Genomic DNA, 11835 nt, shown 5'->3' with positions numbered 1-11835 from the left:
AACGCATATTTGAACTAACCTGCCCGTTAGCTGAATAGACTGCCGAATCATGCCAGCAGTCTATATTATTTGAACTATCGTCTTCCGTTAACTTAAACTACCTTTGAAAGCTAGCGCCGAGTATCCCATCTACCATAATGATTAAGAAAGCAAAGAGAGAGTTGACTGCCTTCTTTTCGTCTGAATATACCTCGATTACTTTAAAGTGCTTATGTCACTTTAATGTGCGTACTTCCTATGTATGGTTAGTTGATGCAAAATAATGTTGTACAAAGAAAGAATAGTACAGAGGGAGCTGAAACACTATGAATAATGAATCTACAACAACACGCAAAGTCGCCTTGGTCGTAGGTGCGAATGGTGTTATCGGTCGCAACCTCATTGATCACCTCATCTCTCTTCCTGATTGGGACGTGATCGGTGTATCGCGTCGCGGTGGAGAATCTAGCAACCATGTTCGATATGTGGCTGCGGATCTACTCAATATAGACGATCTTCACGAGAAGTTAAGCGATTTAACTGGGGTAACACACATTTTTTATGCTGCTTACCAAGACCGTCAAACTTGGGCTGAACTTGTTCCACCGAACCTCGCCATGTTAGTGAACATCGTAGAAGTGATCGAACCAATCGCGCCGGGCTTGAAACATGTCAGTCTGATGCAGGGATATAAGGTATACGGCGCACATCTCGGCCCGTTCAAAACTCCTGCTCGTGAGACAGACGCTAACCACATGCCTCCTGAGTTCAATATTGATCAGCAAGATTTTTTAGAACAACGGCAAAAAGGTAAGGCTTGGACTTGGTCTGCACTCCGTCCTTCTGTAGTCTGCGGCTTCTCGCTTGGAAATCCGATGAACCTCGCAATGGTCATAGCGATTTACGCTTCAATTTCGAAGGAACTTGGAATACCTTTGCGGTTTCCAGGTAAGTCAGGAGCTTACAACAGCCTCTTGGAGATGACAGACGCTGGGCTTCTCGCAAAGGCAACAGTATGGGCGGCGACCGACGAGCGCTGTGCGAATCAGGCATTCAACATTACGAACGGCGATCTGTTCCGTTGGAATGAGTTATGGCCGAAGATCGCTCAATACTTTGGTATGGAAACAGCCCCTCCGTTGCAAATGTCTCTGGACGTTGTCATGGAGGACAAGGAGCAGCTTTGGAACAAAATGGTTGAGAAGCATGGTCTTGCTCGGAATTCCTATAAAGAGGTTTCCTCTTGGCTATTCGGCGATTTCGTGTTTGCATGGGATTACGATTTTTTTGCCGACGGAACTAAGGCTCGTCGTTTAGGCTTTCACGAATTCGTCGATACCGAAGCAATGTTTATGAACATCTTCAACGACTTCCGCAAGCGTAAAGTCATCCCGTAAACTACCGTATAAAATAAGAAAGCCGACCTTGTATTGGGTCGGTTTCTTAACTGTTATTCACGTCTGTAAGCATTGGATTAGCCAGAACAGTAGCCTTTCCCTCGTACTTTCTCTCTATATGCGAATCCCCCCAACGGCACATCAGATGTAGGAGTTCCTTTAGACTCCAGCCGTAGTCTGTCAACTCATACTCAACTCTAGGTGGTACCTGATTATAAGAAATACGTAAGATGACGCCCTCTTCTTCAAGCTCCCGAAGGTGCTGCGTTAACATCTTTTGAGTAATTGCGGGAATCAAGCTCTTAAATTCATTATTACGTTTCTTACCGAATGTCAAATGAAAGAGAATAACAGGTTTCCATTTCCCACCAATTACCTCTAAAGTTGCCTCAACTGCGGTGTTGTAAATTTTTTCAGTCTTTTTCACACAACTTGCCCCTTTTCGAATATTTCGAAACAGGTCATTGGTAACTCCTGATGAATTGGAGATATTAAATGTCCCTATTAAACATTATAACGACAACCAAATTATTAGGCTATCCTGCCCGTTAGTTGAACCCCGAATTAAATTAAGTTTTGCTTACATTCCGTAAAAGTATTTCCCTAATACTAAGGATTTTATATGCAAAAAGTAACTTTGAACAATGGGATTGAGATGCCTATACTCGGTTTTGGTGTTTATCAGATCCAAGATGCAAATGAATGTGAACAAAGCGTTTATGACGCTATTATGGCAGGCTATCGGCTGATTGATACCGCTGCCTCTTATCTAAATGAAGAAGCAGTTGGCAGAGCGATCAAACGTAGTGGCGTGGCAAGAGAGGAGTTATTTATCACTACGAAACTTTGGGTTCAGGATACTGGTTATGAGCGTACAAAAAAGGCATTTGAAAAATCACTGGAAAGATTGCAGTTGGATTATTTGGATTTGTATTTAATTCACCAGCCATATGGAGATGTGTTTGGTTCTTGGCGCGCTATGGAGGAATTGTATCGTGATGGAAAGGTCCGTGCAATCGGCGTTAGTAACTTCCATGAGGATCGCCTGATCGATTTGATTATTCATAATGAAGTAGTTCCTGCCGTAAATCAGGTTGAAACTCACCCATTCAACCAGCAAATTGAAAATGCAAAATTTATGAAAGAGAATAATGTTCAGATCGAATCCTGGGCGCCTTTTGCTGAAGGGAAAAACAACTTGTTCCAGCATGAAATATTGGTATCCATAGCTGAAAAATATAATAAATCCGTTGCTCAGGTGGTTTTACGCTGGTTGGCACAAAGAGAAGTTGTTGTGATTCCAAAGTCTGTTCGTAAAGAGAGAATTATCAAAAACTTCGATATCTTTGACTTCGAGTTAAGCCAGGAGGATATGGAGTCGATTACTACGTTAGATACGAAACAGAGCCTGTTCTTTTCACATCGCGATCCTGACATGGTGAAATGGATCAGTACCCGTAAACTCGATATCTAACCCTCTTTCAAAAGATCCCCGTAGGTTTTAATTACGCCAAAAGAACCAACAATTTAGGGTAAACGTAAACCTAATTGAAACCGCCCATCCAATAACCGGATGGGCGGTTTTTACATACTACTTCTCCTGCTCCTTTATCACCTGCTCAATCCCCAACAGAATCAGCTTCAAGCCGAACTCAAACGCCCCGTCGGTTCCCATCAGATTGAACAGCCCGTTCGTGAACATCCTCCGAAACAGTCCCACATCCGTCTCGCTCATGGAGTCCAGAAGGCGAATCATCTCCTCACCCGGATGCGCTTTCTGGTCCTTAAAGATAGCGGAGACATTGCGCTCATGCTGATAATCGTCTAGAACGAAATAGAAGACATAGTTCACAAGCGTAGTAACCACTTGCATTTTCTGCTCTTGCTCAAGCGGCGTCGATTCCACGCAGAGCAGCATACGGTTGGTGAACCGGATGATGTCCGGTTCGTGGGGCAGCGTCATCATCATGAGCTGCGTGGAGCAGGGATATCGGCTGAGCACGTTCCGTACCGTTACCGCAAGCCCCGTCAGCTGCTCCTTCCATTCCCCCTCGGAGTGGAACTCTTCCAGAATCATTTTCGATACCTGGTTGGCCAGACGCTGGTAGAGATGCTGTTTGCTCTTGAAGTACCAGTACAGAGAGGGAGCCTGAATCCCTAACCTGTCGGCCAATCGTCTCATGCTTAATTTCTCGATGCCCTCCTCTCCAAGAAGCTCCCACGAGGTTTCCAAAATCTTATCCTCCGAAATCTGAGGTTGCTGCTTTTTCATGTCATCCGCCCTTTTATCTAACAGTGTAAGTTTATGCTTTACAGGTTCATTGGTTCATGATACCATCTAACACTGTAAGGCACAACCTAACAATGTTAGACTGGAAGGCAAAATAAATAGAGAAAGTAGTGATCCGCATGGATGCAGAAAACCTCCATTACTTTGAAAAAGCACCGGTCGCAAAAGCCGTAGCTCACTTCGCTATACCAATGATGCTAGGCACGTCAATGAGTGTCATTTATTCCATCTTGAATGCCTATTTCCTTGGTACACTTCACAATACTGCCATGTTAACCGTACTCGCACTGACCCTGCCGTTATTCGCAATCATTATGGCGCTAGGCAATTTGATTGGCATGGGTAGCGGTACATTCATCTCCCGTTTGCTAGGAGAGAAAAAATATGATGAGGTAAAGCATGTGTCTTCATTTGCCTTTTACAGCAGTTTAGTTCTCGGTCTTATCGTGATGGCCGTGGGTCTCCCGTTGATCAATCCAATCGTTCATGGCCTGGGAGCAACGTCTGACTCCTTCGGATTCACGAAGGACTATGTCACGATTATGCTTATTGGCTCACCATTCGTCGTATTATTCTTCACACTGGAGAATATCGTGCGTTCGGAGGGCGCAGCAATCACGTCGATGATCGGTATGATTCTCAGTGTTGTTATAAATATTATTCTCGACGCGTTAGTCATCTTCGTGCTCCATTGGGATGTGATCGGCGTTGCGTCTGCTACGGTCATTTCTAACTTGGTTGCGAGTGCATTCTACGCCTTCCATATGGGATATAAGAGCCAATTCTTAACCGTCTCCGTAAAATGGTTCAAGGCTACCAAGGACATTCTGAGCAATGTATTCAAAATCGGAGTTCCTGTCTTTATTATGAGTATCTTTTTGGGTGCAATGTCGCTCATCTTTAACCATTTTCTTGTCGAATACGGGGATCAGGCAGTAGCGGCTTACGGAATTTCATCACGTTTATTGCAATTTCCTGAGTTTATTCTGATGGGCTTATGCGAGGGAGTCGTGCCGTTGATTGCCTTCTCATTCACAGCGAATAAATTACGCATGAAGAATACCATTGGATTTACGATCAAAGTGATTGTGGCGTTAGCAGTCGTATTTGGCATCATCGTCTATTTGATTTCCGACCACTTAATTGGTTTATTTACAAATGACTCGCAATTAATTGGAATGGGCAGCTACATTCTACATGTGACATTCCTATCCTTGTTCATTACAGGAATGACCACATTGTTTACCGGGATCTTCCAAGCATCAGCACAAGGAACTGCCGCGTTTATTATGTCAATTATTCAAGGAATTACTCTGATTCCTGTGTTGTTTATCGCCAATCAAATGAACGGCTTCCACGGGGTGGTCTGGTCGCTTGTCATTGCGGATGCGGTCGCATTCCTTGTTGGTGCCATCATGTTGTATGTTTTGCGGACCAAATTGCAGCCAGAATTGGATAAGTTAGTACAGTAGAAAACATATAACACCCAAGAAGGCAGGATAGGACACTCCCCGACCCTGCCTTTTTTAGGTATATGGACGGGGAATAGGGCAATTGTCATTTTAAAAAGGAAAATGCCCCCTACCTACACGATCTTGCTTATTCAGCGCCCCCATCGCCACACTCATCGGAAAGTTCTTACCTCTGAAGATCATCGTTCCCAGCGCAAACTTCGAGACGAGCAAATCCGTGCCTCCTAATCCCTTATATTTCATTTTTCAACGCTACTGTATTAACCTGTACTGCCCGTTACTTCCATGAAAGAGGGAGCATTTGCCACGGCAGTGTGCTCCCTGTTCTAAATTCAAATATCGTTTCCCGTTAGTTGAATCATTTCTGTGATTGATCCACCTTGTAGATTCTTCTGGTAAGCGCCTGGCCATCATCGGTCCATGATATTTGGAGCTGTTTGCGGGTTTTTGAGTGCAGGCAGCAGAATGCCATCGATTAGCGCTGTGAAGAAAGGCTTGTCGAACGGTTTGCGCTGGATGAGTCCGCGAAAAGAAGCCATTGAAGTAATGACCTGGCAAGCCATCTCAATGTCTGCGTGAGCGGGAATTTCACCGCGGACGACGGCTCGGTTCATAAGCTCACGGTTCACAACAACCCATGGCTCGAAAATCCCGACTGTTCCTGCTTCGGCAAATTCCGGATGCTGCAAAAAGGAGCCTAGGCCCGCTAGGACTCGAAATTTGCGTTCTTCTTCCGCGATCGATTGCGGCTTCAAAAGCACGAGGAGATCTTCGCGCAAGGTTCCTGTATCAGGCAAGCTTTCGAGCTTAAGATGATTCCGATTCATCCAGGCCAAGGCGTCTCGGACTAACTCCGCCTTGGAAGACCACCGGTGCCAATAAAGGAATAGGTTTACAAATTGCGAAGGATCTAGCGGAACACGGCTTCACCGTGCTCATCGGATCACGCAGCCTCGAAAATGGAGAAACTGCTTCCAAAAGCATCGGTTCGGATGCGCACGCTCTCCAGCTCGACGTTACCGATCAGGACTCCATTGTTGCTGCAGCAGAGCGTATTCGGAACGAATTTGGTCATCTCGATGTACTTGTGAACAATGCGGCCATATCACACGCAGGTAAACCGGGCGATCCGTTTCCGAGCATTGGCGCGACGAGCGGTCTTTTGACCGTTGCTTCGCTCGAAGACATTCGTTCGGTTTATGAAACTAATGTTTTTGGTGTCATTGCTGTCACCCAGGCCATGTTACCACTTTTACGTGAGGCTCCGGCAGCACGCATCGTCAACATGGGCAGCACCGGCGGCTCTCTTAGCTGGAACTCCATTCCAGGAAACTCACATCGTGCGATGTTTGGGGCCTATTCGGCGTCAAAATCGGCTGTTCATGCGGTGACTCTTGCCTTTGCCTTTGCGCTTGAATCGACAAACATCAAGGTCAATGCGGCATGTCCAGGTTTTACATCGACTGCGCTCAATAATTTTGCTGGCACTCGTAGTGTTGAACAAGGGTCGCGTGAAGCAGTCCGGCTTGCGATGATTGGTGCGGACGCTCCAACAGGAACGTTTTCAGATGAGGATGGACCCATCGCGTGGTAATTATAATTTATACAACAATAGTTAGAAGCTTAAGGGGGATTTCATGATGCGTGTTTTCGTAACAGGAGCAACAGGTTACATCGGTTCCGCTGTCGTCCGCGAACTCATGGATGCGGGTCATCAAGTCGTCGGTCTTGTGCGCTCAGACAATAGCGCTGCGAAACTAAAAGAGGTCGGGGCTGAAGTGCACCGCGGTGACATCGACGATCTCGACAGCCTTCGTAGTGGTGCGGCTGCTGCGGATGGCATTATTCATCTGGCATTCAATCACGACTTCTCGAACTTCGCCAGGGCACTCACAGCAGATCTGCACGCCGTTGAAGCGATGGGGGCGGCGCTGGAAGGGTCTGGTAAGCCATTCGTGATCACCACGCACGCCAATGGAGTGACAGCAGAAAACGTAGCGTTATTGCTGGCTGAGCGCGGAGTGCGGACATCAATCGTAGAGCTTTGTCCTTCGGTACACGGTGAGGGTGACACAGGATTTGTGCCGAGACTGATCAACATTGCCAAAACGAAGGGCTTCTCAGCCTATGTGGAAGGGGGGACCAACCGCTGGCCAGCTGTGCACCGCCTTGACGCCGCACATCTATACCGCCTTGCGTTAGAAAAGGCACCCGCCGGTTCACGACTGAATGGGGTCGCAGATGAAGGCGTACCATTTCGCGACATCGCAAGTGTTATCGGTAAACACCTGAACGTGCCTGTAGTCAGCATTTCACGTGAAGAAGCAGACACCCACTTCGGCTTCCTCAGCACACTTGCAGCGCTCGATATCCCGAGATCAAGCGTTGCAACTCAGGAACTTCTGGGATGGCGGCCTGTGCAACCTGCACTGATCCTCGACCTCGAACAGTCTCACTACTTCAACAACTGATTGGAGACGAGACCGAGAACCGATCATGGACCGCTTAATAAAGCACTTGAGAAAAGCGAAGCAAGACATGGACTAACAACAACATGTATGAAATAGAAGTTTGGATATTAAAACAAGATCAACACGAGTGCATACCACACTAAGTGTTGTTACCTTCATTCGCAGCAAACTATCCTGGCTAATCGTATTGTTAGGTCACTTCCCACAAGGAAATTTTTCATCTTCACTTATGGTATGGTTCACCGCGTTGGCTGAAAGGGCAATTTCTCAAAAAAATAGTCTCCTTATCAGAGACTACCCGCGATCTTCCTGTTTGATAATCATACGATAAGCGGTAGCTTTTCATCATTCTTTCAAAAAAGGGCAATCCTTTTACGGGATAGCCCTTTCTTTAATTTCACTTTTTTGCAAAGAGAATAAGGGGCTGGATTCCTCCATTTGCGCTTTTGCTTACTTTAATATTGTCCTTTAATTACAAAAAACGAACCCCGAATTGTTCCAGCTAGTTTAGACTTCTGCCTAGCAAACTTAAACTTCCCTTCTAGCTCCTTTGGTACCTCCATCCCCTCAGAAAGCTTAAAACCAACAGCCCGCTTTTTAGGGTCATCCACCGTATACATGACATTGATTGCAAGACCATCCTCATAAAAAACGTAGGTAAATCGGATATTTTCCACTTGAAAACGCGACGTTTCTAAAGGTTTAGCCGCAAACGCAATATCACGTTCTTCTCTCAAAATTCGGTTCACATAATCAAGGCTCTCCTGGCTTTCGCTAGCTGGTACAACCGTAAATTCATACTTGTACTTGTTCATAAAATAACGGGCTTCATTAGCACGTAAACCAGCAAGCGCTTCTGCTACAGGTGAAGACTCTAAACCAACCGTAGATACATCTTTAAAATCAACGAGATACGACATTTCCATTCCTCCTCTTCTCTCTTTACGCCCTAACAGCTTCCGCATTTCACCAAAATCAAATTCATTTCTCAAGTTGTTGTAGAAACATCTTTATACCCAGACTTCAAATTAATTCTCTTATCTACCACATAGTATACCAAAATTGATTCAAGAGAAGATTTTGAATGGCGAATTTGTTAGTTTGTTAAATAGTGTTCACATAGACTGGTATTCACAAACACCGCTTTAAATATTCGATCAGCGAGATAATACGATGCTGCCTATAGTTCCTCGAAGTCGGGAAATTAAGGACTCAGAGTATGTCCTACCAAAAAAATATCGGCCTGTGCCCTGAACCTCCATTAAGGAGGTTCAGATTCACAAGCCAAGACATTTTCATTCATGATGGTGGCCGTTAGGCCATGTTTGTTTGGAAAAATCCTCTGCATGGAAGGGGAGCACCCGCATACGTAAACCAAATGAGTATGATGCCTATCTATCATGAATATATAGATGCATGGCTGAAGAATCATATCGTGCCTGTAATTGCGCTAAACTTTATAACGGTTACACACGAGCGCCAAATGAAAAAAATCGCTGGGACGACAAGTTGTTGCGGCAGATGATCGCGGCTATGGACGAAGGCTTTCGCGTGTTAGAGGCCTTACGATATCCGCTAACGCCGGCCGCGCATGCTTCACTAATCCGCAAACGACCGGCGTTGATGCGCCTTTTTACGAAAATTTATCATAGGATGCCGATCAGCCGACTGGTTGACGGATCCGTAGGGGAAATCGTAGCTTTGAGCCGTGTGTTTCACCTTTGGAAGGAACAGACACGGGTCCCTCCCCCCCCCCAACTGGGACGAGTTGGAAAAGCCTTTTGAAGCCAAGGTCAACCGTTCATAACTTTTACCCTAGGAGTAATCAACCGAGGATGATCCTAGTTCTACAAAGAAGACTTTGAGCATTATAAAACAAGGGGCGTTTAGTTGCTTGAATCTTTGAAACTTAACACGACAGCATAACACGTTTACCGGTCTATATATTCAAATTAAGCTGCAGTTCCAAACCGCATTGGATCAGATATCCCCTGAATACAAGGGTGTTTATCGGGGATCTTCATTGAAGGTACGAACACCCGTACAGCAACTATTTATCCAGCAGCAATAAATACAGAATTGTTGACTACCATCACAGATAAGAATACTTTAAAAGGTGCAACTGCATTGTATGAACAACACGGTATTTCACCTGATCGAGTTGCCAATGTTGTTGCGTTCGCGATTGATCAGCCAGAAGATACGAACGTTAATGAGTTTACAATTGGACCAACAAGTCAACCTTGGTAAATTCATCTTCTAAAGCGCAAAAGTCTGTCGAGTTTCCCAACAGACTTTTGCGCTTTCTGTGTTGAGTTGGTGAAGTAAACTTAAAACTAACTTGCCCGTTAGTTTAATAAAAAGAGCAGACTTGAAGCGCCTGCTCAACATTGTGTGTTATTTAACTATCGTTCCTCGTTAGTTGTACGCCCTATCTTAATAACGCAAAAGAACGGAGGAGATTGCCTTGGGGTTTCTACTGCTTGTGATGTCGATAGAAATAGTTTAAAAGTAAAAAAGGAGAGATGGCATAAAAATAAGCCATCTCTCCTTTTTCATCTATATAAAGCGGGTAATGGGAATCGGACCCACGCTACCAGCTTGGAAGGCTGAGTTTTACCATTGAGCTACATCCCGAAATAGATGCCGGTGAGAGGACTCGAACCTCCACGGTTTCCCTCACGATTTTGAGTCGCGCGCGTCTGCCAATTCCGCCACACCGGCTTATGAAGTTAATGGCGTCCCCTGAGAGATTCGAACTCCCGACCTTTTGATTCGTAGTCAAACGCTCTATCCAGCTGAGCTAAGGGGACTAATAAATGGAGCGGACGACGGGAATCGAACCCGCGACCCTCGCCTTGGCAAGGCGATGCTCTACCGCTGAGCCACGTCCGCAAAAACAAGATGCGCGTGGAGGGACTTGAACCCCCACGTCAAAGACGCTAGATCCTAAGTCTAGTGCGTCTGCCAATTCCGCCACACGCGCATACAATGATAATGGTGAGCCATGAAGGACTCGAACCTTCGACACCCTGATTAAAAGTCAGGTGCTCTACCAACTGAGCTAATGGCTCGTAAAACTGGTGGAGGATGATGGATTCGAACCACCGAACCCGTAAGGGAGCAGATTTACAGTCTGATGCGTTTGGCCACTTCGCTAATCCTCCAATATGGTGCCGGCGAGAGGACTTGAACCCCCAACCTACTGATTACAAGTCAGTTGCTCTACCAGTTGAGCTACACCGGCGTATTAAGTTAAATGGCGGAACCGACGGGATTCGAACCCGCGATCTCCTGCGTGACAGGCAGGCATGTTAGGCCTCTACACCACGGTTCCAGAGGAAACTTCCTTAGTTGAAGTAATTGCGGGGGCAGGATTTGAACCTGCGACCTTCGGGTTATGAGCCCGACGAGCTACCGAACTGCTCCACCCCGCGACAGTAATAAATATTTATTTTTCAAATGGTGGAGGCTGAGGGGCTCGAACCCCCGACCCTCTGCTTGTAAGGCAGATGCTCTCCCAGCTGAGCTAAGCCTCCATACTGCTTATGACCCGTAGGGGATTCGAACCCCTGTTACCTCCGTGAAAGGGAGGTGTCTTAACCCCTTGACCAACGGGCCATATATCTATTATTAAGAGCTGGCGGAGAGAGAGGGATTCGAACCCTCGAGACGCTTTTGGCGCCTACACGATTTCCAATCGTGCTCCTTCGGCCAACTCGGACACCTCTCCACATGGCTCCCCGAACAGGACTCGAACCTGTGACAACTCGATTAACAGTCGAGTGCTCTACCAACTGAGCTATCAGGGAATATTGGTGGAGCCAAGGGGGATCGAACCCCTGACCTCCTGCGTGCAAGGCAGGCGCTCTCCCAGCTGAGCTATAGCCCCATCTAAAAAACCATTTTTGTATGTATAATCAATAGCCTGATAGGCGAAAAAAAATCCCCATTATGGGGTTGCTTGGCGACGTCCTACTCTCCCAGGACCCTGCGGTCCAAGTACCATCGGCGCTGGAGGGCTTAACGGTCGTGTTCGGGATGGGTACGTGTGGAACCCCTCCGCTATCGCCACCAAACATGAATTTGCTATGCAAATTCTATCGTACGGTTATTCGCTTCATCACTTATCGTGTGAATGAATAGCCATGCGCTTGTTGTATGTCACTTGTACATACGTTCAAGGTTACACCCTGAAAACTGGATCCGAAACTCTTTTGCGTTTT

11 protein-coding genes, 14 tRNA genes, 1 rRNA gene and 2 pseudogenes are annotated in these 11835 nt (G+C 46.2%); 8 read left to right on the top strand and 20 right to left on the bottom strand.

The genetic code is table 11. The annotated features are described in order from the left end of the window. Window positions 1–305 precede the first annotated feature (305 nt). Window positions 306–1376, top strand: coding sequence for an SDR family oxidoreductase (locus MKX46_RS20740; protein WP_340931464.1), 1071 nt, complete (start codon window positions 306–308; stop codon window positions 1374–1376). A gap of 46 nt (window positions 1377–1422) precedes the next feature. Here MKX46_RS20740 and MKX46_RS20735 read toward each other — a convergent pair whose 3' ends face one another. Further along, window positions 1423–1803 carry a winged helix-turn-helix transcriptional regulator gene (locus tag MKX46_RS20735; protein ID WP_025685981.1) on the bottom strand — a complete coding sequence of 127 codons (381 nt, stop codon included), beginning with the start codon at window positions 1801–1803 and terminating at the stop codon, window positions 1423–1425. Between the two features lie 195 nt (window positions 1804–1998). On the opposite strand from MKX46_RS20735, the gene MKX46_RS20730 reads away from it, so the two are divergent. Continuing rightward, complete coding sequence (locus tag MKX46_RS20730; protein WP_029514784.1) at window positions 1999–2850, top strand: aldo/keto reductase; 852 nt, start codon at window positions 1999–2001, stop codon at window positions 2848–2850. 117 nt (window positions 2851–2967) lie between these two features. On the opposite strand, the gene MKX46_RS20725 is transcribed toward MKX46_RS20730, so the two are convergent. After that, on the bottom strand, window positions 2968–3648 hold the full coding sequence (locus tag MKX46_RS20725) for a TetR/AcrR family transcriptional regulator (protein ID WP_039269369.1): 681 nt from the start codon (window positions 3646–3648) through the stop codon (window positions 2968–2970). A gap of 137 nt (window positions 3649–3785) precedes the next feature. Here MKX46_RS20725 and MKX46_RS20720 point away from each other — a divergent pair, with 137 nt between their 5' ends. Then, window positions 3786–5138: an MATE family efflux transporter gene (locus MKX46_RS20720; RefSeq protein WP_340954442.1), complete on the top strand. Its 1353-nt coding sequence runs from the start codon at window positions 3786–3788 to the stop codon at window positions 5136–5138. 90 nt (window positions 5139–5228) lie between these two features. Here MKX46_RS20720 and MKX46_RS20715 read toward each other — a convergent pair whose 3' ends face one another. Then, a complete protein-coding gene (locus MKX46_RS20715) occupies window positions 5229–5351 on the bottom strand; it encodes a hypothetical protein (protein ID WP_274386749.1) in 123 nt (40 codons plus the stop codon). A gap of 197 nt (window positions 5352–5548) precedes the next feature. Beyond that, the gene (locus MKX46_RS20710; protein WP_341071714.1) at window positions 5549–5965 is read right to left on the bottom strand and encodes a TetR-like C-terminal domain-containing protein; all 417 of its coding nucleotides are present in this window, start codon (window positions 5963–5965) and stop codon (window positions 5549–5551) included. A gap of 59 nt (window positions 5966–6024) precedes the next feature. On the opposite strand from MKX46_RS20710, the gene MKX46_RS20705 reads away from it, so the two are divergent. After that, entirely contained in the window at window positions 6025–6732 is a 708-nt protein-coding gene (locus MKX46_RS20705) for an SDR family NAD(P)-dependent oxidoreductase (RefSeq protein ID WP_340933864.1), read from the top strand. Window positions 6733–6778: 46 nt separating this feature from the next. Further along, window positions 6779–7609, top strand: a complete 831-nt coding sequence (locus tag MKX46_RS20700; protein WP_340933863.1) for an SDR family oxidoreductase — start codon at window positions 6779–6781, stop codon at window positions 7607–7609. A 455-nt stretch (window positions 7610–8064) separates the two neighbouring features. Here MKX46_RS20700 and MKX46_RS20695 read toward each other — a convergent pair whose 3' ends face one another. Then, window positions 8065–8529: a hypothetical protein gene (locus MKX46_RS20695; protein ID WP_029514777.1), complete on the bottom strand. Its 465-nt coding sequence runs from the start codon at window positions 8527–8529 to the stop codon at window positions 8065–8067. 496 nt (window positions 8530–9025) lie between these two features. Here MKX46_RS20695 and MKX46_RS20690 point away from each other — a divergent pair, with 496 nt between their 5' ends. The 3 genes and pseudogenes from MKX46_RS20690 to MKX46_RS20680 all read left to right on the top strand — a co-directional run. Further along, window positions 9026–9394 carry a hypothetical protein gene (locus MKX46_RS20690; RefSeq protein ID WP_341071713.1) on the top strand — a complete coding sequence of 123 codons (369 nt, stop codon included), beginning with the start codon at window positions 9026–9028 and terminating at the stop codon, window positions 9392–9394. 60 nt (window positions 9395–9454) lie between these two features. Beyond that, window positions 9455–9620, top strand: a pseudogene (locus MKX46_RS20685) (IS110 family transposase); the annotation flags it as partial. 14 nt (window positions 9621–9634) lie between these two features. Next, a pseudogene (locus MKX46_RS20680) lies at window positions 9635–9859 on the top strand (oxidoreductase); the annotation flags it as partial. Between the two features lie 394 nt (window positions 9860–10253). Here the strand turns inward: MKX46_RS20680 and MKX46_RS20675 are convergent. From MKX46_RS20675 to rrf, 15 genes are all read right to left on the bottom strand, one after another. After that, window positions 10254–10333: transfer RNA gene (locus tag MKX46_RS20675), tRNA-Leu, on the bottom strand. Window positions 10334–10345: 12 nt separating this feature from the next. Beyond that, window positions 10346–10422: transfer RNA gene (locus MKX46_RS20670), tRNA-Arg, on the bottom strand. Between the two features lie 7 nt (window positions 10423–10429). Then, a tRNA-Gly gene (locus MKX46_RS20665) sits at window positions 10430–10504 on the bottom strand. 10 nt (window positions 10505–10514) lie between these two features. Continuing rightward, window positions 10515–10595, bottom strand: a tRNA-Leu gene (locus tag MKX46_RS20660). A gap of 12 nt (window positions 10596–10607) precedes the next feature. Then, a tRNA-Lys gene (locus tag MKX46_RS20655) sits at window positions 10608–10683 on the bottom strand. Window positions 10684–10690: 7 nt separating this feature from the next. Beyond that, a tRNA-Tyr gene (locus MKX46_RS20650) sits at window positions 10691–10776 on the bottom strand. Window positions 10777–10780: 4 nt separating this feature from the next. Then, window positions 10781–10856, bottom strand: a tRNA-Thr gene (locus MKX46_RS20645). A 13-nt stretch (window positions 10857–10869) separates the two neighbouring features. Next, window positions 10870–10946, bottom strand: a tRNA-Asp gene (locus tag MKX46_RS20640). Window positions 10947–10972: 26 nt separating this feature from the next. Next, window positions 10973–11046, bottom strand: a tRNA-Met gene (locus MKX46_RS20635). 26 nt (window positions 11047–11072) lie between these two features. Then, window positions 11073–11148 (bottom strand) — tRNA-Val (locus tag MKX46_RS20630). Window positions 11149–11158: 10 nt separating this feature from the next. After that, a tRNA-Glu gene (locus tag MKX46_RS20625) sits at window positions 11159–11230 on the bottom strand. A gap of 20 nt (window positions 11231–11250) precedes the next feature. Next, window positions 11251–11342, bottom strand: a tRNA-Ser gene (locus MKX46_RS20620). A 3-nt stretch (window positions 11343–11345) separates the two neighbouring features. Continuing rightward, window positions 11346–11421: transfer RNA gene (locus MKX46_RS20615), tRNA-Asn, on the bottom strand. A 4-nt stretch (window positions 11422–11425) separates the two neighbouring features. Then, window positions 11426–11501: transfer RNA gene (locus MKX46_RS20610), tRNA-Ala, on the bottom strand. Between the two features lie 70 nt (window positions 11502–11571). Then, window positions 11572–11688, bottom strand: a 5S ribosomal RNA gene (rrf, locus tag MKX46_RS20605). Window positions 11689–11835: the final 147 nt, after the last annotated feature.

This window comes from Paenibacillus sp. FSL P4-0113 (assembly GCF_038009305.1).
GTDB lineage: Bacteria > Bacillota > Bacilli > Paenibacillales > Paenibacillaceae > Paenibacillus > Paenibacillus polymyxa_D.
Note: the sequence above shows the minus strand (reverse complement) of the source record. Positions and strands in the feature narration are given on the sequence as shown.